The sequence below is a fragment of the Denitratimonas tolerans genome, assembly GCF_037203605.1.
GTDB lineage: Bacteria > Pseudomonadota > Gammaproteobacteria > Xanthomonadales > Xanthomonadaceae > Denitratimonas > Denitratimonas tolerans.
In genome coordinates this window covers 48,899-69,839 of sequence record NZ_JBBDHC010000009.1, presented here as the reverse complement: position 1 = coordinate 69,839, position 20,941 = coordinate 48,899, and the positions used below count along the sequence as shown (strand labels likewise).

At 68.2% G+C, this 20,941-nt stretch carries 12 protein-coding genes; 2 read left to right on the top strand and 10 right to left on the bottom strand.

Features of this window, described 5'->3' with window-relative positions:
- Positions 1 to 30: 30 nt before the first annotated feature.
- The 3 genes from WB794_RS07890 to WB794_RS07880 form a co-directional block, all read right to left on the bottom strand.
- Entirely contained in the window at positions 31 to 1,101 is a 1,071-nt protein-coding gene (locus WB794_RS07890; protein WP_337335307.1) for a L,D-transpeptidase, read from the bottom strand.
- 304 nt (positions 1,102 to 1,405) lie between these two features.
- Entirely contained in the window at positions 1,406 to 3,436 is a 2,031-nt protein-coding gene (locus WB794_RS07885) for a sodium-translocating pyrophosphatase (protein WP_337335306.1), read from the bottom strand.
- Positions 3,437 to 3,572: 136 nt separating this feature from the next.
- Positions 3,573 to 4,220 carry a TetR/AcrR family transcriptional regulator gene (locus WB794_RS07880; protein ID WP_337335305.1) on the bottom strand — a complete coding sequence of 216 codons (648 nt, stop codon included), beginning with the start codon at positions 4,218 to 4,220 and terminating at the stop codon, positions 3,573 to 3,575.
- 79 nt (positions 4,221 to 4,299) lie between these two features.
- Between WB794_RS07880 and WB794_RS07875 the strand changes: the two genes are divergently transcribed.
- Positions 4,300 to 5,424 (top strand): efflux RND transporter periplasmic adaptor subunit, encoded by a 1,125-nt coding sequence (locus tag WB794_RS07875; protein WP_337335304.1) that lies wholly within the window; start codon positions 4,300 to 4,302, stop codon positions 5,422 to 5,424.
- Complete coding sequence (locus WB794_RS07870) at positions 5,424 to 8,492, top strand: efflux RND transporter permease subunit (RefSeq protein WP_337335303.1); 3,069 nt, start codon at positions 5,424 to 5,426, stop codon at positions 8,490 to 8,492. Before WB794_RS07875 ends, WB794_RS07870 begins: the two co-directional genes overlap by 1 nt.
- A 6-nt stretch (positions 8,493 to 8,498) precedes the next feature.
- Here the strand turns inward: WB794_RS07870 and WB794_RS07865 are convergent, their stop codons facing one another.
- The 7 genes from WB794_RS07865 to cphA form a co-directional block, all read right to left on the bottom strand.
- Complete coding sequence (locus tag WB794_RS07865) at positions 8,499 to 11,369, bottom strand: BPTD_3080 family restriction endonuclease (protein ID WP_337335302.1); 2,871 nt, start codon at positions 11,367 to 11,369, stop codon at positions 8,499 to 8,501.
- Positions 11,366 to 11,824, bottom strand: coding sequence for a hypothetical protein (locus WB794_RS07860; RefSeq protein WP_337335301.1), 459 nt, complete (start codon positions 11,822 to 11,824; stop codon positions 11,366 to 11,368). Before WB794_RS07860 ends, WB794_RS07865 begins: the two co-directional genes overlap by 4 nt.
- Positions 11,821 to 12,369, bottom strand: a complete 549-nt coding sequence (locus tag WB794_RS07855; RefSeq protein ID WP_337335300.1) for a type II toxin-antitoxin system MqsA family antitoxin — start codon at positions 12,367 to 12,369, stop codon at positions 11,821 to 11,823. Before WB794_RS07855 ends, WB794_RS07860 begins: the two co-directional genes overlap by 4 nt.
- Positions 12,366 to 12,710 (bottom strand): type II toxin-antitoxin system MqsR family toxin, encoded by a 345-nt coding sequence (locus WB794_RS13515; protein WP_415926667.1) that lies wholly within the window; start codon positions 12,708 to 12,710, stop codon positions 12,366 to 12,368. The genes WB794_RS07855 and WB794_RS13515 overlap by 4 nt, the downstream gene beginning before the upstream one ends.
- Positions 12,711 to 12,733: 23 nt before the next feature.
- A complete protein-coding gene (locus tag WB794_RS07850; RefSeq protein ID WP_337335299.1) occupies positions 12,734 to 16,075 on the bottom strand; it encodes a site-specific DNA-methyltransferase in 3,342 nt (1,113 codons plus the stop codon).
- Positions 16,076 to 16,259: 184 nt separating this feature from the next.
- Positions 16,260 to 17,993, bottom strand: coding sequence for a Mur ligase family protein (locus WB794_RS07845; protein WP_337335298.1), 1,734 nt, complete (start codon positions 17,991 to 17,993; stop codon positions 16,260 to 16,262).
- A complete protein-coding gene (cphA, locus tag WB794_RS07840; RefSeq protein WP_337335297.1) occupies positions 17,986 to 20,790 on the bottom strand; it encodes a cyanophycin synthetase in 2,805 nt (934 codons plus the stop codon). Before cphA ends, WB794_RS07845 begins: the two co-directional genes overlap by 8 nt.
- Positions 20,791 to 20,941: the final 151 nt, after the last annotated feature.

Sequence of the window (20,941 nt, the reverse complement as noted above, 5' to 3'; positions counted from 1 at the left end):
AGCCGCGCAAGATGCCGGCCGGGGCCGTATTCAGTCTCCATCCGCCACGGGGGCGGACGCTTCGGGCCCCGATTCCAGCAGCGGCTCGAGGGGCGACCCGGCGAGCGGCGCACGAACCGCGGGCAGGTCCGTGAGCAGGACCGTGGCCCCGGGCGCAAGTACGCCGCGCACCTGTCGGGCGAAGTCCGCGTCCGCCCGCAGCGGCTGGCCCTGCAGCTGCAGCTGCAGCATCGCCAGCGCGCCGGCGTCGAGTCCGTGGATCGGATAGGCGCTCCAGCGGTGCCGGTCGTGGACCGGATCGCGCGGACCGGGCGCGCGTCCGGTTTCGCTGCCCATCACCATCAGCACCGTGCCGCCGATGCCGAAGCCCGGCTCGACCTGGAGCGGTGCCTCGCCGATCGCGACGCCGTTGCGCAATACGAAGATGCGCCGATCCGCCAGGCTGACCAGCACGCTCACCGGCCCCTCGGGCGAAAGGCTTTCGTCCCAGGTCGGCGCGTCGCCGACGCGTAGCGTGGCCGGCGCGGGTTCGCCGGTGCCCGCGATCGGCGCGAGCACGGCCGGATGCACCAGGCTGGCCGCCGACGACTTGCCTTCGGCCACCACCACCGTGTCCCCGGTCCGGGTGACGGTGAACAGCTTCGCCGCGAACTCCTGCGGCAGCCGCACGCAGCCCTGCGAGGCCGGGTAGCCGGGCAGCCGTCCGCCGTGCAGCGCGATGCCGTCCCAGGTCAGCCGCTGCATGTACGGCATCGGCGCGTTGTCGTAGAGGTTGGAGTAGTGCTCGCGCTTCTTCTGCAGGATGGTGAACACGCCGGGCGGGGTTTCCTTGCCCGCCTTGCCCGAGCTGATCGTCGACACGCCGATCGCAATGCCGTTGCGGTAGACGTAGGCGCGCTGCTCGTCGAGGCTGACCACCAGCACCACCGGCCCGGCCGGTGCGACCTCGGGATGCCAGAGGAACTCGCCGGGCTGCAGTCCATCGCCGCGGCCGACGCCCGTGTCGGACTGGGCGAACGCCAGGCTGGCGACGGCCACGGTGGCGATGGCGGCGAGAAGTTCCGGAAGCCGCCAGCGGCGCAGGAACGTGCGTGTGGACATGGGTGCAGCCAAGGCGGGCGAAAAAGGAAACGGGGGTCAGAGTACCTTTTCCGCGGAAAACGCGGCGCTGTCGCGTTCATCTTCACGCGCCACACATGGCGCGACGGACGCTCCGGCCGCGCGCCGACCGCCGCGCGGGCACTCGCGCCGACCTTGCTTTCGCCTCATGCCACCCGAGTGATACGCCATAAAAAAAGCCCCGGCAAGCCGGGGCGCATGAAGGGTTGCAGGGCGCAACCGTCGCAGGCCGGCCCCGCGGGTGCGGGGCGGCTGCGTTGTCATGGGTTGTGCGGGATTGCGCGGCTCAGAGCACCGGTACCAGCAGCAAGGCCACGATGTTGGTGACCTTGATCAGCGGGTTCACGGCCGGGCCGGCGGTGTCCTTGTAGGGATCGCCCACGGTGTCGCCGGTGACGGCGGCCTTGTGCGCTTCCGAACCCTTGCCGCCGTGGTGGCCTTCCTCGATGTACTTCTTGGCGTTGTCCCAGGCACCGCCGCCGGTGCACATCGAGATCGCCAGGAACAGGCCGGTCACGATGGTGCCCATCAGCAGGCCGCCGAGCGCGTCCGCGCCGAGCGTCAGGCCGACGATGATCGGAATCACCAGCGGCAGCAGCGAGGGCACGATCATTTCCTTGATCGCGGCGCGGGTCAGAAGGTCGACCGCCTTGTCGTACTGCGGCTTGCCGGTGCCCTCCATGATGCCCTTGATCTCGCGGAACTGTCGGCGCACTTCCTCGACCACGGCACCGGCGGCGCGGCCCACGGCCTGCATCGCCAGCGCGCCGAACAGGTACGGAATCATGCCGCCGATCAGCAGGCCGATGACCACGTTCGGATTGTCGATGGAGAAGTTCACCGCGGTGCCGGAGGTGTCCAGCTTGTGCGCGTAGTCGGCGAACAGCACCAGCGCGGCGAGGCCGGCCGAGCCGATCGCATAGCCCTTGGTCACCGCCTTGGTGGTGTTGCCCACGGCGTCGAGCGCGTCGGTGGTCTCGCGCACCTCGGGCGGCAGGCCGCTCATTTCGGCGATGCCGCCGGCGTTGTCGGTGATCGGACCGTAGGCGTCCAGCGCCACGATCATGCCGGCCATCGACAGCATCGCGGTGGCGGCCACGGCCAGGCCGTAGAGGCCGGCGAGGTCGTAGCAGAACCAGATCGCCGCGGCGACCGCGATGACCGGGGCCGCGGTGGACTTCAGCGACACCGCCAGGCCGGCGATGACGTTGGTGCCGTGGCCGGTTTCCGAGGCCTTGGCGACCTGCCGCACCGGCGCGTATTCGGTCGCGGTGTAGTACTCGGTGATCACCACCAGCAGCGCGGTCAGCACCAGGCCGACGATGGTGCACCAGAACAGCGGCATCGCCAGCGCGGCGTCGAACATGCTGTGGGTGATGAACCAGAACGCGACCGCCGCCAGCACGCCGGAGACGCCGAGGCCACGGTACAGCGCGTTCATGATCTTGCCGCCCGGCCGCGCCTTGACGAAGAAGGTGCCGATGATCGAGGCGATGATCGAGGCCGAGCCCAGCACCAGCGGGTACACCACGCCGGACCAGCCATAGGTACCGAAGGCGATGCCCGCCACCAGCATCGAGGCGATGATGGTGACCGCATAGGTTTCGAACAGGTCGGCCGCCATGCCGGCGCAGTCGCCGACGTTGTCGCCGACGTTGTCGGCGATCACCGCCGGGTTGCGCGGGTCGTCCTCGGGGATGCCGGCCTCGACCTTGCCCACCAGATCCGCGCCGACGTCGGCACCCTTGGTGAAGATGCCGCCGCCCAGGCGCGCGAAGATCGAAATCAGCGAGGAGCCGAAGGCCAGGCCGATCATCGGCTGCAGCGCGGTGGCGACGGACGCCTCGTCGCGCCCGCCGCCGAGCACGAACATGAAGTAGCCGGCCACGCCCAGCAGGCCCAGACCGACCACCAGCATGCCGGTGACCGCGCCGCCGCGGAAGCTGACCGCCAGCGCCTGATTCAGCCCGACCGTCGCCGCCTGCGTGGTGCGTACGTTGGCGCGCACCGAGACGAACATGCCGATGAAGCCCGCCAGGCCCGACAGCACCGCACCGATCAGGAAGCCGATGGCGGTCGGCCAGCCCAGCGCCGGCACGAAGCCGATCACCAGGAACAGCACCACGCCGACCATCGCGATGGTCACGTACTGGCGCCGCAGGTAAGCGCTGGCACCCTCCTGGATCGCGCCGGCGATCTGCTGCATGCGCTCGTTGCCGGTCGCCTGCGCCAGGATCCAGCGCGTGGAGACCACACCATAAAGAATCGCCAGCACCGCACAGCCCAGTGCCAGCCACAAGCCGTATTGCTCAAGCATCGCAGAACCCCGTGTCGTGAATGTAAGGACATCCGCGCCGCCGGGTCGCGGCGCGGGCAAAAGGTCCGGCATTATCGCATGGCCGCACCGCGCGCGGCGGCGCGGCGGCTTGGACCTTCGTCCCGGGGAGCGCGGCTCAGCGCGGGCCGTAGGCGCGCAGGAACATCGTGACGACCGAGGCGACGTGCGCTTCGCCGTCGTCGTCGCCGTGGCCGCCGCCTGCCGGGCCGCAGAGCATGCGCAGGTTGATGTCGCCCTTGAGCAGCCAGAGGAACTGCCGCGCGGCCTCGCCCACGCGCTCGATCTCCAGCTCCCGGCGCGCCACCGCCGTTGCCAGGACGGCCTCCAGACTGGCCAGGATGACCGCCGGTCCGGCGTTCCAGAGCAGCTCGCCGAGGCGCTCCACGGTGCGCGGATCGCGCATCAGCATGCGGTGCAGCGCCACCGCGTCCTCGCTCGCCAGCAGCGTGTGGAAGCGCAGCCCGATGTCCAGCAGCCGATCGCGGATCGGGCCGGCCAGCGCGGTGGCGAACAGCGCGTCGGGCAGCTGCTCGCGGCAGCGCTCTTCCACTGCGGCGAAGAACAGCGCCTCCTTGCCGGTGAAGTGGCTGTAGACGGTGAGCTTGGACACGCCGGCTTCCGCGGCGATCTGGTCGACGCTGGTGCCCTCGAACCCGTTGGCGAGGAAAAGCCGCTGCGCCGCCTGCAGGATCGCGCGGCGCTTCTGCGCGCTCTTGGGTCGGCCGGGGCCGGCCTGGCGGCGGGGAGAGGGGGCGCTCGGCATGGGTTTCCTGATTAACTGGACTGATCGGTTCGGAAAATATAATGTACCGATCAGTTTAGTTTACTCAAGGGTGGCCCGTATGGCGGCTCACGCGCGTTTTTCCCCCGGCCCGGCGCTGGGACTGGCGTTCGGATTGGCGATGCTGGCGCTGGCGGGATGCGCTGCGGATGACGACGCCGGCGCGCCGCCCCGCCCCGCGATCGTGGTGCAGCCGCAGCCGGCGGCGGCGGCGCTGCAGATTTTTTCCGGCGAAGTGCGCGCGCGCGAGGAGCCGGCGCTGTCGTTCCGGGTCGGCGGCAAGATCGCGCGTCGCCTCGTCGACGCCGGCTCGCGCGTGCGCGAGGGCGAGGTGCTGGCAGAGCTCGATCCGCGGGATCTGACCCTGCAGGCCGACGCCGTGCGCGCCCAGCTCAGCGCCGCCGAGGCCGAGCTCGCGCTGGCCCGGGCCGAGCGCGACCGCTACGCCGAAATGCTGGAACGGCGGCTGGTCAGCCAGTCGCTTTTCGATGCCAAGCAGGCCACCTTCGCCGCCGCCCAGGCGCAGGCCGAGAGCGCCCGCGCGCAGCTGGCGGTGACGCAGAACCAGCGCGACTACGCGCAGCTTCACGCACCCGCCGCCGGCGTGATCGCCGCGCGCCTGGCCGAAGCCGGGCAGGTGGTCGCGGCCGGGCAGGCGGTGTTCACCCTGGCGGTGGACGGCGCGCGTGAAGTGGCGATCAGCGTCCCCGAGACGCAGGTCGGGCGCGCGGCCGTCGGCACGCCGGTCGCGGTGGAACTGTGGTCGCGCAGCGGCGAGCGCTGGCCCGGCGCGGTGCGCGAGCTGTCGCCGGCGGCCGACCCGCAGGCGCGCACCTTCGCGGCGCGGGTCGCGTTCAACGCGCCCGCTTCCGTTCCCGTGGACCTGGGCCAGAGTGCGCGCGTCTATCTGGTCGAGGGCGATGCGGCGCGGCTCTCGGTTCCGCTGTCGGCGGTCGGCGGCGAAGCGGGCGAGGCCTTCGTCTGGGTGCTCGATCCGGCCACCGCGCGCGCTATCCGCCGCACGGTTTCCGTGGCCGCCTGGGGCGAGCGCGAGGCGGTCGTCAGCGACGGGCTTTTCACCAGCGACTGGGTGGTCAGCGGCGGCGTGCACCTGATCGCCGAAGGCCAGCGGCTGCAGCCGATCGACCGCGACAACCGCCCGGTCAAACTCACGGCGGCACCGTGATGGATACCGGCGGCTTCAACCTTTCCGCCTGGGCGCTGCGGCACCGCTCGCTGGTGCTCTACGCGATCCTCCTGTTCGGCGTGCTCGGCGCGATCTCCTACGGCCGCCTCGGGCAGAGCGAAGACCCGCCCTTCACCTTCCGCGCCATGGTGGTACGCACCCTGTGGCCAGGCGCCACCGCCGAGGAGGTCAGCCGCCAGGTGACCGACCGCATCGAGCGCAAGCTGATGGAGACCGGGCGCTACGAGTCCATCCGCGCCTACTCGCGGCCGGGCGAATCGCAGGTGATCTTCATGGCGAAGGATTCCATGACCTCGCGCGAGCTGCCCGAGCTCTGGTACCAGGTACGCAAGAAAGCCGGCGACATCCGCGCCACCCTGCCCGCCGGCGTGATCGGGCCGTTCTTCAACGACGAGTTCGGCGACACCTTCGGCAACATCTACGCCATCACCGGCGACGGCTTCGACTACGCCGTGCTCAAGGACTACGCCGACCGCCTCGAGATCGAGCTGCAGCGCGTGCCCGACGTGGCCAAGGTCGAGCTGATCGGGCTGCAGGCGGAAAAGATCTGGATCGAACTGTCCAACACCAAGCTCGCCACCCTGGGCATTCCGCTCGACGCCATCCAGCGCGCGCTCGACGAACAGAACGCCATCCTCCCGGCGGGCTTTTTCGAAACCCCGGACGAACGCGTGCAGCTGCGTGTCTCCGGGCGCTTCGAGCGGGTCGAGGACATCGCCGCGTTCCCGATCCGCGTCGGCGACCGCAGCTTCCGGCTCGACGACGTGGCGCGGGTGTGGCGCGGCTTCTCCGATCCGCCCGCACCGCAGATGCGCTTCATGGGCGAGAACGCGCTGGGGCTGGCGGTCTCGATGCGCGAAGGCGGCGACATCCTCAAACTCGGCAAGACACTCGACGCCGAGCTGGCGCGCCTGCAGCAGACCCTGCCGGTGGGCATGCAGCTGCGCAAGGTTTCCGACCAGCCCGCTGCGGTGCGTGACTCGGTCGGCGAATTCGTGCGGGTGCTGGCCGAGGCGGTGGCGATCGTGCTGCTGGTGTGCTTCTTCTCGCTCGGGCTGCGCACCGGCCTGGTGGTGGCGCTGTCGATCCCGCTGGTGCTGGCGATGACCTTCGCCGCGATGCACTTTTTCGGCATCGGCCTGCACAAGACCTCGCTCGGCGCGCTGGTGCTGGCGCTGGGTCTCCTGGTGGACGACGCCATCATCGCCATCGAGATGATGGCGGTGAAGATGGAGCAGGGCTACGACCGCCTGCGTGCGGCGAGCTTCGCCTGGACCAGCACCGCGTTCCCGATGCTGACCGGAACCCTCATCACCGCGGCGGGTTTCCTGCCCATCGCGACCGCGGCCTCGGCCACCGGCGAATACACCCGCTCGATCTTCCAGGTGGTGACGATCGCGCTCCTGCTGAGCTGGGTCGCGGCGGTGGTGTTCGTGCCCTATCTGGGCGACAAGTTCCTGCCTGAGCCGCGCGGCGGCGAGGGAAGCGCACACGACCCCTACGACACCGCCTTCTACCGCCGCTTTCGCGCCCTGGTGCAGGGCGCGATGCGCCGGCGCTGGCTGGTGCTCGCCGGCACGCTGGCCCTGCTCGTGTCCGCGGTCGCGCTGTTCCGCTTCGTGCCCCAGCAGTTCTTTCCCTCGTCCACGCGACCCGAGCTCCTGGTCGACCTCAAGCTGGAAGAAGGGGCCTCGCTGCCGGCCACCCAGGCGCAGGTGGAGCGGCTGGAGCGCAGGCTGGCCGCGATGGACGGGGTCGAAAACTACGTCGCCTACGTCGGCACCGGCTCGCCGCGCTTCTACCTGCCGCTGGACCAGCAGCTGCCGCAGACCAGTTTCGCGCAGTTCGTGGTGCTGACCCGGGGCGTGGAAGAGCGCGAGACCGTGCGGCGCGCCCTGATCGACACGCTCGCAACCGAGTTCACCGCCCTGCGCGGGCGCGTGACGCGGCTGGAGAACGGCCCGCCGGTCGGCTACCCGGTGCAATTCCGGGTCTCGGGCGAGCACATCGACACGGCCCGCGCGCTGGCGCGCGAAGTGGCCGAACGGGTGCGCAGTAATCCGCACGTCAGCAACGTCAACCTCGACTGGGAGGAGCCCAGCAAGGTGGTGCGCCTGGTGCTCGACCAGGAACGCGCGCGCGCCCTCGGGGTCAGCTCCGCGCACCTGGCGCGCTTCCTGCAAAGCTCGCTCTCCGGGCTGGAGGTCAGCACCTACCGCGAGGACAACGAGCTGATCCAGATCCTCCTGCGCGGCCCCGAGCAGGAGCGCGCGCGGCTCTCCCTGCTCGGTTCGCTCGCCGTACCCACCGCCAACGGGCGCGCGGTGCCGGTGTCGCAGGTGGCCACGCTGGAATACGGCTTCGAGGAGGGCATCGTCTGGCACCGCAACCGCCTGCCCACGGTGACGGTGCGCGCCGACATCTACGGCGCCGAGCAGCCGGCCTCGGTGGTGGCGCAGATCCTGCCCACGCTGGAGGACATCCGCGCGCGCCTGCCTTCGGGGTATCTGCTGGAAACCGGCGGCACGGTGGAAGATTCGGCGCGCGGTGCCAATTCGGTGAAGGCCGGCATTCCGCTGTTCCTGGTGGTGGTGTTCAGCCTGCTGATGCTGCAGCTGCGCAGCATCTCGCGCTCGTTCCTGGTGTTCCTCACCGCCCCGCTCGGCCTGATCGGCGTTACCGCCTTCCTGCTCGCGTTCCGCGTGCCGTTCGGCTTCGTGGCGATGCTGGGCACCATCGCGCTGGCCGGCATGATCATGCGCAACACCGTGATCCTGGTGGACCAGATCGAGCAGGACATCGCCGCCGGCCATCCGCGCTGGCAGGCGGTCATCGACGCCACCGTGCGCCGCTTCCGCCCCATCGTGCTCACCGCGCTGGCCGCCGTGCTCGCCATGATCCCGCTCTCGCGCAGCGCCTTCTTCGGCCCCATGGCCATGGCCATCATGGGCGGCCTCATCGCCGCCACCGGCCTCACCCTGCTGGTGGTACCGGCGCTCTACGCCGCCTGGTTCCGGGTGAAGGAAGAGGAACCCGTGGCACCGTAAGCCGACTCACGGCGGACACCGCTGCGCGGGTTCCGCCCTGCCGGATGGGCTTTCGCAGGGCGGAACCGCCGCAGGCGTTTCCGCCGTCGCGTGTTGAGCCAGCAGGTCATGGATCTCGCTCGGCTCAAAGGCGACCGCATGTGCCCAGGTGCCGAAGCCGCCTTTCTGGTTCACGCCCTCCACCCAGGTAGCCAGGGCGGCGCGCTTGGCGCGGTTCTGGTCGTCGTCCACGCCCTTGATTTCCAGCACCAGCGTTCTGCCGTTCGCCAGCCGGATCAGGAAGTCCGGCAGGAAGCGTCGCCGCGACCCGCCCCACAGGTAGTGGATCTGAAAGCCCAAGTGATCGTTCTTGACGTAGCTCAGCACCGCTTTTGACGTCTCGAAGACGTTGGCGGCATAGCCCTCCCAGGTGCTGTCACCGACCACGTGGCTGATCTGGGATTTCACCGTCGGTACAATGGGCTTGGTTGTGTACCAGGTGCGCATGGCGCGGGTCGAGCCGATCGGCATGTCTTCGTCGAAGATCAGCTCGAGCTTCTCCGCGTTCTGCTCGTACACGTGGCGCAGGAGGTGTTCGACGATGCGGTCGACGTTGAGCGTCAGCAGGATCTTCTTGCGCAGCGGCTCCTGGTGGAACAGGCCGGGGATCACCAGCCGGCCGGAGGCGATGAATTCCTCAACCAGGCGAATCATCTGGTAGACGAGATACTCGCGGCCACCGCGGAAGCTGTCCTTGATCTGGTCATGGGCCTTGCGCGCCGCCAGGAAGATCAGCCGCTGCAGGCGGAACTGCTCGGGAAGCAGCTCCAGGTCGATGACGTGGACCTTGCTCCAGTCCGTCGCACCGCCCAGCGCCGGCGCGATTTCGGCCGAGATGGGCGTTTCCTCCGGTTTCAGCACCAAGGGCTGCACCTCGTCCCAGCGCACCGCCAGCGTCGGCCTCACCACCGTGTCCACCCGCAGCACGTTCGGCCAGCGGATTTCCAGGCTGTTGCGCTCGGGCAGCGACTCGATCTGGTTTATCGGCTTCGGTGGTGGCGGTGTCGAACCCTCGCCGTCGTCCTGGAAGATCGACAGCGGCACGCCGAACACGTTGACGTACTCGGGAAGAAACAATCCGTTCTCGTCGGTTTCGTAGCTCACCCGACGCAAGCCGCGGCCGATCACCTGCTCGCACAGGAGCTGGCTGGTGAACGCGCGCAGGCCCATGATGTGGGTGACGTTCTTGGCGTCCCAGCCTTCCGACAGCATCGCCACCGAAATGACGTTCTGCAGCCGCTGACCGGCGGTTCCGCGCTTGCCCACGTTGTCGACGATGGATCGAAGGATGTCCTCCTTCTTCATCGCCGCGAATGCTTCCTTGCGATCTTCCGGCAGCCCGGACGCGTCCACGATCTGCTTGAGCCGCGCCTCGTAGTCCTTGTCGGCGGCGGATGCCGCTCCGATCTCGGCCTTCTCCAGCACCTTCGAGTCCACCCGAAGGGTCTTCTCCGGCGCGTGAAGCTCGGGCCAGAAGGCATCGCCGCTGGTGAAATAGCGCTCGATGCGCGCCGCCGTCTCGGTGCGGTTGCAGACCGTGAGCAGCACCGGCGGCGATGTGTGCCCGCTTTCCTCCCACTGCCGCGCGGCCTCGCGCCAGTCCGCGCCCAGCAGGGTGTATGCATCCTGCACCAGCTTGGGCAGCGGATCCTCGGCCTTCGCCGCCTTGCGGTTGAGGTCTTCAGACACTTCCGCTTCGCGGTACAGGTGGTACAGCTTGGAGCGCAGCGCCGCGTTCGGCAGGGCGCTGTCGCGCACCACCACGCGCGGCGTCTTCACCAGGCCGCCCTCGATCGCATCATTCAGGCCGAAATCCGAAACGATCCAGCCGAACAGGCCCTCATCGGTATTGGTTTTGCCGGTCGGGGCGAAAGGCGTTGCGGAAAGATCGAAGCAGCGGCTGATCCGGCGCGTCTTGTGCAGGCGATCCAGCCCCTCGATCCAGCGCGTGGCCTCTTCCAGATCGATGCCCCGTTCTTCGGCCTCTTTCCTGCTGATCTTGATGTCCGCCGGCTTGCGGTAGGCGTGGTGCGCCTCGTCGTTGATGACGATGATGTCCCTGTGCGCGGCCAGCTTGCCCAGAACGCGTCGGGTGAACGCCTCGTCGCTCTCCGGGCCCTTCTTCACCACGGATCGCTCGCCCTGCTTGAGCGGCATCAGCGTGTGCCAGTTCTCGACCAGCACCTCGGCCCGGTTGAGCCGCTGCCGCAGCGCCTCGGATGGGCACAGGTTGAACTCGTCATAGACATTGGCGGGATTGCCCGGCATCAAAACCTGAAGCCGCTCGCGCACCGTCAGGCCCGGTGCCACGATGAACACCGCCTTCGAGAAATCCTTGTTGCGCTTGGGATAGGCCAGCGCATTGAGCACCTGCCAGGTGATGACCATAGCCATCACCGTGGTCTTGCCGCTGCCGGTGGCCATCTTGCTGCACACCCGCTCCCACGGCCCGCCGTCACCCTCCAGGAAAATGCCCTGCCGGAACTCCGCCGTGGCCTCGACCCACCAGATCAGCGTCTCGATGGCCTCGATCTGGCAGAAGTAGAACGGCAGCGTGCGGGCTTGGTTGTCGCGCCAGTGCTCCAGCAGGCTGCGCGTGACCTGGGTGATGCCCGGATAGTCGGCCTCGCGCCATTCCTGCACGCGCTGGCGGATGCGGTTGACGAGCTTCAGCTCCTCGGTCCGTTTGGTGTTGTTGGGCGTGCGCGTATCGAAGACCTCGTAGGCCGCGGGGCGGCGGCCTTCGATGAGGCTCAACGCGGTGCCGCTGCCTTGTTGCCAATGGCGCGTCGGCTCCTGGTAGGGCGAGTTGATGATGAGGGACTTGGGGACCGTCACGACTTGGAGCCGGAAAACAGCGGTATTTCGAGGTGGGGGAGGCGAGCGCGCTGCACGATGTCATACACATGCTGTCGCCAGAAGGGCCACACGTTGTGTACGGAGTTGAAGTTGGCAAAGACATCGAGCGCGGACTCGTCCAGCCCGCCCGCGATCTGATAGCGAACGACGAAGTCCGCCTCGATTTCGAACTGCACAACTCCTTCAAGCCCTTCGGCCGCCTCAGACAGCAGGACTCGGGTGCCAAGCTGGACAAGCACGTGAAGCTCTCTCGCATTCCCTTCAGAGGAATCCGTGATTCCATATTGCACACCACGCTTGTGCTGTTGCCATGCCTTGCCCGGTGCGGTGGGTTCCTCCGTCGCCCTGGTGAAAGCGCTCCGCACCAGCACCACGTCCAGGATCTTGAGCTTGGGGGTCGCGGCCTTCAGGTTTTCCTTCTGCTCAGGAGTCATGCTGCCTCCGCCGCGCTCCACTCGGCCTTTTGCACGACCCTGAGTTGCGGACGGCTCCTCGTCTCCGGGAGCGTGATGCTGCTGCTGACGCAATAGGTTTCAACCCCTCCGGTCACTCCCTTCGCGTGGAAGTCCACTTCCATCTGCAAGAACTCAAGCACACCGGGAACAAAGGCCGCAGCCTTCATCAACCGATCCATGGCGATACTCTGCATCACCTCGCCGCGCTCGTATTTGGAGAACGCGTTGGCACCGCCGCCGAACAGTTCGGCAGCCCGCTGCTGTGTCAGGCCCAACTGTTCGCGCAACACGCGAACCTCCCGCCCGACGAGCCTGCCGGTTTCCTTGCGTTTCGCATCGGCAATGCGCTTTTCGTTGAACGCGATTTGATCCGGGAACACGGGGTCGGCACCGCAGCCATCGCAGCGATGGCACTGCAGGCCGGTGACGTGGATGGTTCCGTCGTAATGACGGAAGTCCGCCTCCCAGGTCGACGGGTGGAGACGTCCTTCCCCGCACTCGTTGCACGTCTTCAGATTGGTCATAGGAATCGCTGTAGATGGAATGAGCAGAGCTCGATGACCAAGAGATCACCGTCCATTCGGAACTTCACGTAAAGGCAGTCCGGCTCCGATCCGGGCGGAGCCCATTCGAGCCTGTAAACGTCATGCCATGGGCCCGCGGGCCGATACCGCTCGGAATGGCTGAAGTGCGCGTCCTGCAGGTCGCACAGGCAGGAACAGACTTCTTCCAGCCCGTATCCCAGGTTCGCAACGTCTCGTTGCGCACTGGTCGTGGCATAAGCCAATGCCTTACGGGACGCCAACTCGACAACGCGCGGCAAGGAGTAGTCAGCACGGGTCTTCGTCTCCTTTCGGCTCACCATTATGGTTAGATCCCTTTCCCCCGTCAATCCAGAGGAATGACTTTAAGCGACTCGATCCCCCGATCATCCACGATCTTCACCGCCACCTTGCGGTTCTCGCCCGGTTCGAAGGGCAGGCTCACGGTGCCGTGGAGCTTGTCCAGGCGCGATTCGTCCAGTTCGGCCTTGATGTCGCGCTTGAGCTTGTTCCAGCCGTCCTTCGCGCCGGCCATGGGGAAGAACACCTGGCGCGGGAACAGGCTGCGCTCGTCGTAGTCGGTGTCCAGGCTCCAGGCGGCGATGTTCTTCTTGCCGCCGGACTTCAGCTCGCCGGTGGTGGTGTCGAAGTAGTCGAAGCCGTTGACCTCCACCTCGTACCTGCCGTCCTTGCGCTGGCGCAGTTCCACGTCCGGCTGCCCCATCAGCCAGAAGCTCTGGTTGCTGCTGCGCGCCTTCTTGAGATCCTCGGTGAGGAGGTCGGTGTTCATCTGCGCCTTGAGCGCGACGATGCCACGGGTGGCGTCGATGTCCTTGGCCGCCTCCGGGTCGAAGGCGAAGGCGCAGAACACGATCATCTTCGGGCGCGGGAACAGCTCGCCGGCCTCGCGCATCGCCAGCTCCACCTGCCGCTGCTCCAGCGCGCCGTGCTCCGGGCCGAAGCTCACCACCACCCGTTCGCCGCTGTCGGCGTGGCCGGTGCAGTGCAGGTGGCGGGTGTCGGGGAGGGTTTCCAGCGCGGTGAAGCGCAGCATCTGGCCGCCCTTGCCGCGGATGCCGGTTTTCAAGAGCTCGTCGCGCCAGGCGTGCTGGCGCAGGGATTCGCCCGAGCGCGCCACGCTGACATCGGCCTCGGCCGGCGCCTGCGCCTCGTCCAGCGACAGCACGCTGGGAAAGGGCACCGCCTCCACCGTGAACGGGCCGGTGATGCGCAGCTTGTCCTTGGAAACCTGCGGCTGGTCGTACAGGGTTTCCTGATCGGCGTGCGCGGCGATGGAATCGTCCATCTTCTTCTGCATCGCCTGACGGGCGGCGTGGAAGGCCTCGAAGGCCTCGCGCGCCTCCGGCTGCCAGTCGTCCGGGAAGTCGAACGGCACCTCCCATTCCAACAGCTCGTCATTCCGGACGCCGCGCAGCGGCGATCCGGAATCCAGTGCCTTGGTACCGGTTGCAGGATCCGAGTCACTGGATTCCCGCCTACGCGGGAATGACGGTGGGGAAAAATCCAGCGTCGTGCCCTTGCGCCCGCCCTCGGAAACCTTGAACGGCGCGCCCGCGGTTTTCAGCGCCGCATTGAGCGCCTCCAGCGCCCGCTCGATGGCCGGGTGCATCCGCTCGTGGATCTCGTCGATCTCCGGATTGTTGGCGATGGATTTCAGGGTGACGTGTGGGACGGTCTTGTAGATGAAGCCGCCGCGCAGGCCCTCGTGCGGGTATTTCAGCTCGTAGTAGTCGTAGCTGGCGGTCATCAGCCGCTGCTTGGCCAGCGTGACCGCCACGCGCGAGGTGTCGCAGGTAATCCAGCGGCGACCCCATTTTTCCGCGACAAAGGCGGTGGTACCGGAGCCGCAGGTGGGGTCGAGCACGAGGTCGCCGGGGTCGGTGGTCATCAGGAGGCAGCGTTCAATGATCTTGCTGCTCGTTTGAACGACATACATTTTGTCACTCATAAAACTAGAGCCCGTATCTGTCCAGAGATTGTTGTAGGGGCTCAGCGGAAAATCATCCCAATACTTCGCATACCAAACCCCTTGGCCACTCAACATCAATCGACCTGCTCTCTTGATTCGCCCCATCCCATCCGGAGTAGTACCCCACCAACGCGAGCCCGGGTCAAACGCCTTTCCACAAAATTCAAGTTCGTACTTGCTCCCAGGCCCTGGTTTAGTGAGATTGTCAGAACGATACCTTCTGACCATAGACACACGTTCAGGAGCTTTTGCCTCGAATTCGCCGAAACGGCGCTTGATTCCTGTCGATGGATCTACTGCGTAGATGTAGGGTTGTATTCCCTCTCCTTTGTTCTCCCGAGGGAAGAATAGAGGGCGATACTTCACCTTGGATCGATTACAGCAATACCAGATGAGGTAATCGAACGAGCTGGCTAATGTGTCTGAGGCTGCTAGGCCCGACGTTTTGACAACTGCAATTGAACCAAGAAAACAGTTTGCACCAAACAGTTCGTCCATCAATTCACGCACGTGATGCACGTTCTCATCCGAAATCTGCACAAACACGCTACCCGATTCGTGCAGCAGCTCCTTCGCCAGCAGCAGCCGATCCCGCAGATAGGTCAGATAGCTGTGAATCCCCAGCTCCCAGGTATCCCGGAACGCCTTGATCATTTCCGGTTCCTGCGTGAGGTCTTCGTCCTTCCGGTCCTTCACGTCGCGCTTGTTGACGAAGGGCTGGAAGTTCGAGCCGTACTTGATGCCGTAGGGCGGGTCGATGTAGATCATCTGCACCTGCCCGGCCATGCCCTCCTTCTGCAAGAGGCTGTTCATCACCAGCAGGGAATCGCCGGCCACCAGGCGGTTGGCCCAGCCGCGGTCGTGGCGGTAGAACTCGATGGCTTCGCGGTAGGGCAGCGGCTCCTCGAACCAGGCGCGGAACAGGTCGCCGGTGCCGCCGTGTTCGCCCTTCTCCTTCTTCAGGCGCTTCTTCACCACCGCGAGGAGGCTGGCCGGGTCGATGCGCTCGTGGACGTGCAGGCTGACGGTATCGACCTCGAAACTGGTGCGCTCGGCCTTGCCGGCCCAGTTGAGGTAGGGCTCGGACAGGCGCTTGAGCTCTTCCAGCGCCTGGCGCATCACCGCCTCATCGCCGCAGGCGAGCGCATCGTCGATCAGGCGCTCGATCTGCGCCCGGCCCACGTCGAACTGCAGCGCCGGGTCGATGTGTGGATCCCAGGCCCAGGCGGTGCGCGGCTGCTCGGGGTCGGTTTCCGGCGTCACCACGCCGACGTCGGGGTTGTTCTTGCGCTTCTGGTCATGGCGGTAGGCGATCACCTGCGCCGTTTCGCCGGTTTGCCGGGGTGCGGCCTCGGTCTTTGCCTGCCGGGTTTGCGCAAGGCTCATCGTGGCTTGCCGGGGTGCGGGCGCATCGGCCCCGGCGGGTTTTTCCTGCGCTGCGAGAATCAGCGGCTTGGCTGGCTCCTCACCCACGACGCGCCGCACCGAACCGCCGCGCCCGCGGCCCGTCGCCACCGCGCCTTCTGCCAGCAGACTGTCGCGCGCGGCGAAATAGTCTTCCTGTGAAACGGCGGTGCCCAGGTGCTGCGACAGCCGTTCGCGCAGGCTCTGGTTGCCGACGCTGCCGCCATCGGGCGGGAGCAGCTCCAGAATCGCGCGGCGCAGGGTTTCCAACGAGGTATCGGCCATGGGAATCATTGAGGGTTCGGCAGCAATACCGGGAGAGTAGCCGGACGGCTGCGGCAACGCGACGGCGCACGCGCCATTGGCCCGCCGAACGGCGGCGGCACGGCGGGCCAACGACGCGGAAACCGCTGCGCGGGTTCCGCCCTACGCGGGTACTTCGTAGGGCGGAACCGCCGCAGGCGTTTCCGCCATCGCGCTATGCGCCGGCGAGGATGGCGAGGATCTCCTCGCGCGCCTTGACGCCGAGGACGGGCAGGACGAGGAGGTCGCCCGGCTGCGCCCAGGCCAGCAGGGCGCGGGCACCTTCCGCTTCGTCGGGGATGACGTCGATGGCTGCCGATGCCACGCCTTCGGCCTGCAGCGCGTCGCCGATCACCTGGGCCACTTCGCCGGCCATGCGCCCGCGCAGGTAGCCGTCCACGTCCTTGAGCACCACCCGATCCGGGTGATAGCGCGCCACGGTGCGGGCGACGGCGCGCAGGGCCTCGTCGAGGCGGTTGCCGGCGTGGCCGAGGCTGATGCCCAGGCGCGCGCCGCGGCGCTGGGTCTGGGCCAGATCGAGCAGGCCGGCGAGCCCTTCCGGGTTGTGCGCGTAGTCGAGCCAGACGCGCACGCCGCGCCATTCCCAGCGCTCGAGGCGGCCGCGGTTGTCGGCGTTGTCGGCACCGAAGCTCGCGAGCGTTGCGCGAATCGTGTCGATGTCGATGCCCAGCGCGAAACCGGCGAGCGCGGCGGCGGCGAGGTTGGCGATGTTGTAGCGCGCCGCGCCGCCCACGCTCAGCGGCATCGCGGCGATATCGCCGAGGTCGATGCCGGCCGCGGTGATGCCCTGCGGATGCAGCCAGAGATGGCCCTCGCGCGCGAGGCACGCGGGGCGGGTGGGCGCGCGTTCGCGCAGGAATGCCGCGTTCTCGTCCAGCGAAAACCAGCCGACGGGCGCGGCGAGCGTCAGGCCGGCCTCGCGCAGCCGCACATCGTCGGCGTTGAGCACCAGCAGGCCGCGCGCGTCGATCGCGCGGGCGAGGGTGAGCTTGGCGCGGATCAGGTCTTCCAGGCTGTGGATGCCGTATTCGCCGAAGTGGTCGGCGCTCACGTTGGTGACCACGGCCACGTCGGCGCGCTCGGTCGCCAGGCCGCGCCGCAGGATGCCGCCGCGCGCCGTTTCCAGCACGGCGGCGTCGATGCCGCGGCGGCGCAGCACGGTGCGCGCGCCGACCGGGCCGGAGTAGTCGCCCGATTCGAGCTTTTCGCCCTCCACGAACAGGCCGTCGGTGCAGGACCAGCCCGCGCGCCGGCCGCTGGCGCGCAGCAGGGCGGCGATCAGGCGCACGGTGGTGGTCTTGCCGTTGGAGCCGGTGACCAGGGCGGTGGGAACCGCATGGCGCGCCGCCCAGTCGATGGATTCGGGCGCGGGCAGGGCGGTCAGGGGAAAATCCTGCCCGCCGGCACCGCTGCCCAGCGTGAGGATCTCGTCATCGAGCAGCGCCGGAACGCCGCGCCGCTGCGCCTCGGCGAGCAGGGTGGTCAGCACCGGGTTTTGCTGCGCGCGCGCCAGTGCGGCGAGCGTATGCGTGGCCTGTTCACGATCCCGGCTCGCCGGGTGGCCGGGCGCTTCACCCACGGACTCGCCGCAGGCCTCACCCCAGGCCCATTCGTTGACCTCGGTGGCGCACAGCAGGCGATCGACCGGCGCGACGAAGGCGAGGTTGACGCCGCCGGCGTGGGGTTCGGCCGCGAGCGGCGCATCGGGCCAACCGAGCGCATCGCGCATGGATCGCACGTTCGCGGCCCAGCGCGCGAGGCGCGCCTCGTCGACGGCCACGCCGGATGCCGGCTCCAGCACCACGCCAGGTTCGGCGAAGTGGCGGTTGGGGCCGGTCAGCCGTCGCGAGCCGTCGAAGGGCAGCGGCGGTGCCTGCACCTCAGTCATCGACTTCCCGCGCGAACACGATGCCGCGTTCGTCGCGCACCGCCCCTTCCATCAGCTCGCGCAGGCGCTCGGCGTGCGCCACTGCCACCGGATCGCTCGGCGCTTCACTCACCACCGCGGCAGCCGGAGCCGGCTTGGGTGGTGCGCCCTCCGGGCGGAACTTGATGATCTGCTTCCAGGAGCGGATCAAGGCGTCCGCGAACACGAGCAGCAGGTCGCCGGCGCGCCCCATGCGCAGGGCCGCATCGATGGCTTCCTGCTCGTCCGGGATGATCGAGATCTGCGATTCGGGTACGCCCTGCTCCTTGAGCCGGCGCTGGAGGATCAGCGGCACGGTGTCGCCGTCGCGCCCGCGCAGGGAGTCGTCGCGGCGGCAGATGTAGTGGTCGAAGCGCCCGGCCACGGCGTCGGCGATGGCCTGCAGGTCCTCGTCGCGCCGGTCGCCCGGTCCGGCCAGCACCACGATGCGCCGCCCGGTCACGTCGAGCCGCTGCGCCAGATCGGCCATCGCGCCGACGGCGTGGGCGTTGTGGCCGTAGTCGAACAGCACCTTGAAGGGGTGCTCGTCGAACACGTTCATGCGGCCCGGGGCCTGGAAGAAGGTGGTGTCGAAGGTGCGCAGGCCCTGGCGGATGGCGTCGAGCTTCAATCCCAGCGAATACGCGATGGCGGCGGCGAACATGGCGTTCTGCACGTTGTGCATGGCGCGGCCTTCCAGCGTGGCCGGGATCAGGTGGGTCCACAGCAGCGGCAGGTGGCTGCCCTTGTCGTAGAGCGTGATCATCTGGCCGTTGATGCCGGCCTCCAGCGCGCAGGCGCGCCCGCCGGCGCGGATGTGCTCGCGCACCAGCGGGTGCGAGGGCGTGGTGGTGACGTAGCAGATGCTCTTGGCTTCGACGTAGCCCGACATCTTCAGCACCAGCGGGTCGTCGGCGTTGAGCACGGCGCAGTCGGTCGCCACTTCGGCGACGATGCGCTTGACCTCGGCGAGCTGTTCGAGCGAATCGATGCCCTTCATGCCCAGGTGGTCGGACTGCACGTTGAGCACCGCGCCCACGTTCACCTCGGACACGCCCATGCCGGCGCGCAAGAGGCCGCCGCGCGCGGTCTCCAGCACGGCCAGGTCGATCTGCGGATCGCTCAGCACCATGCGCGCCGACACCGGGCCGGTCATGTCGCCTTCCACGGTGCGCTGGCCGTCGATGTAAACGCCGTCGGTGGTGGTGAGCCCGGGCGTGTAGCCGGCCATCTTGACGACGTGCGCCAGCATGCGCGCGGTGGTGGTCTTGCCGTTGGTGCCGGTGATCGCGGCGATCGGCACGCGTGAAGGCGCGCCGGGCGGGAACAGCATGTCGATCACCGGGCCGGCGGCGTCGCGCGGCGTGCCCTCGCTGGGTGCGACGTGCATGCGGAAGCCCGGTGCGGCGTTGACCTCGCAGATCGCCCCGCCCACCGACTTGTAGCTCTCGGCGATGTTGGGCGTGAGGAAGTCCACGCCGCCCACGTCCAGCCCGATGGCGCGCACCGCGCGCACCGCCATGTCGCGGTTGTCGGGATGGATGATGTCGGTGACGTCGGTGGCGGTGCCGCCGGTGGAGAGGTTGCCGGTGGCGCGCAGGAACACCGGCTCGCCCTCGGGCGGCACCGATTCGGCGGTGTAGCCCACGCGCTGCATCATCTGTTCGGCGTGCGCATCCAGCGCCAGGCGGGTCAGCACCTTCTCGTGGCCCACGCCGCGGCGCGGGTCCTGGTTCACGATGTCCACGAGTTCGGCAATCGTGTGCTTGCCGTCGCCCACCACATGACCGGGCGTGCGACGGGTGGCGGCGATCAGCTCGCCGTTGATCACCAGCAGGCGATGGTCGTCGCCTTCCTGGAAGGTTTCCACGATCACCGAGCGCGAGTGCTCGCGCGCGGCGCGGAAACCTGCGGCCACGGCGTCAGGATCGGAAATGTTGATGGTGATGCCGCGGCCGTGGTTGCCGTTGTAGGGCTTGGTGACCACCGCGCCGCCGAGCCGGCGCGCGGCGCGCAGCGCACCTTCCTCGCTGGTGACCAGCTCCTGGCGCGGCACCGGCAGGCCGAGCGCGGCGAGGATCTTGTTGGTTTCCTCCTTGTCGCCGGCCAGCTCCACGGCGATGTAGGAGGTCTTGCCGGTCACCGTGGCCTGGATGCGCTGCTGGTACTTGCCGTGCCCGAGCTGCACCAGCGACTGCTGGTTGAGCCGCAGCCACGGGATGCCGCGCGCCTGCGCCGCCGCCACCAGCGAGGCCGTGGACGGCCCCAGCGCCTGGCGCTGCGCAAAGCGGATGAAGGCGTCGCGCTCGGTAGCCCAGTCGAAACCCTCGGGCACCGCGCCGGGCGGCCGGATCGCCTCGGGCAGGAGCGCGCACAGCAGCTTGAGCGCGAGGATGCCCGCTTCGATGCCCTCTTCGCGCTGGGTGTATTCGTACACCACGCTGTAGACGCCGGGGCGGCCGTCGATGCTGCGGGTCTTGCCGAAGGTGACGTCCTCGCCGGCGATGTTCTGCAGCTCGATCGCGACGTGTTCGAGCACGTGCCCGAGCCAGGTGCCCTCGCCCTCGCGCAGCCGCCGCAGGAAGCCGCCCGGCTCGCGGTAGGAGCAGCCGTGTTCGGCCAGCCCCGGCAGGGCGCCCAGCAGCTTGCCGATGAAGTCCTCGCCCAGGCGCGCGCTCGGCCAGGCTTCCAGTTCGCCCAGATCCAGCTCCAGCCGGATTACCGGAAAATGCGCGTAGAGCGAAGGCCCCACGTACACGGAACGATCAACGATGCGCATGTGTCCCCTCCGACACGATCCCCTGATGAGACGTGCAGGATGCCCAAAAGCGCGGGGAAGGGGAATTGCGCGGTGCGGCAGCGCGGCGATCAGCCCCCGGAACGACGAAGCGCCGGCCCCTCCCGGGTACCGGCGCTCCGCGTGACGCGGG

Excerpts from the sequence above, each read along its gene's own strand:
- WB794_RS07890 (WP_337335307.1), bottom strand. The coding sequence starts at position 1,101 with ATGTCCACACGCACGTTCCTGCGCCGCTGGCGGCTTCCGGAACTTCTC.
- WB794_RS07885 (WP_337335306.1), bottom strand. The coding sequence starts at position 3,436 with ATGCTTGAGCAATACGGCTTGTGGCTGGCACTGGGCTGTGCGGTGCTG.
- WB794_RS07880 (WP_337335305.1), bottom strand. The coding sequence starts at position 4,220 with ATGCCGAGCGCCCCCTCTCCCCGCCGCCAGGCCGGCCCCGGCCGACCC.
- WB794_RS07875 (WP_337335304.1), top strand. The coding sequence starts at position 4,300 with ATGGCGGCTCACGCGCGTTTTTCCCCCGGCCCGGCGCTGGGACTGGCG.
- WB794_RS07870 (WP_337335303.1), top strand. The coding sequence starts at position 5,424 with ATGGATACCGGCGGCTTCAACCTTTCCGCCTGGGCGCTGCGGCACCGC.
- WB794_RS07860 (WP_337335301.1), bottom strand. The coding sequence starts at position 11,824 with ATGACTCCTGAGCAGAAGGAAAACCTGAAGGCCGCGACCCCCAAGCTC.
- WB794_RS07855 (WP_337335300.1), bottom strand. The coding sequence starts at position 12,369 with ATGACCAATCTGAAGACGTGCAACGAGTGCGGGGAAGGACGTCTCCAC.
- WB794_RS13515 (WP_415926667.1), bottom strand. The coding sequence starts at position 12,710 with ATGGTGAGCCGAAAGGAGACGAAGACCCGTGCTGACTACTCCTTGCCG.
- WB794_RS07850 (WP_337335299.1), bottom strand. The coding sequence starts at position 16,075 with ATGATTCCCATGGCCGATACCTCGTTGGAAACCCTGCGCCGCGCGATT.
- WB794_RS07845 (WP_337335298.1), bottom strand. The coding sequence starts at position 17,993 with ATGACTGAGGTGCAGGCACCGCCGCTGCCCTTCGACGGCTCGCGACGG.
- cphA (WP_337335297.1), bottom strand. The coding sequence starts at position 20,790 with ATGCGCATCGTTGATCGTTCCGTGTACGTGGGGCCTTCGCTCTACGCG.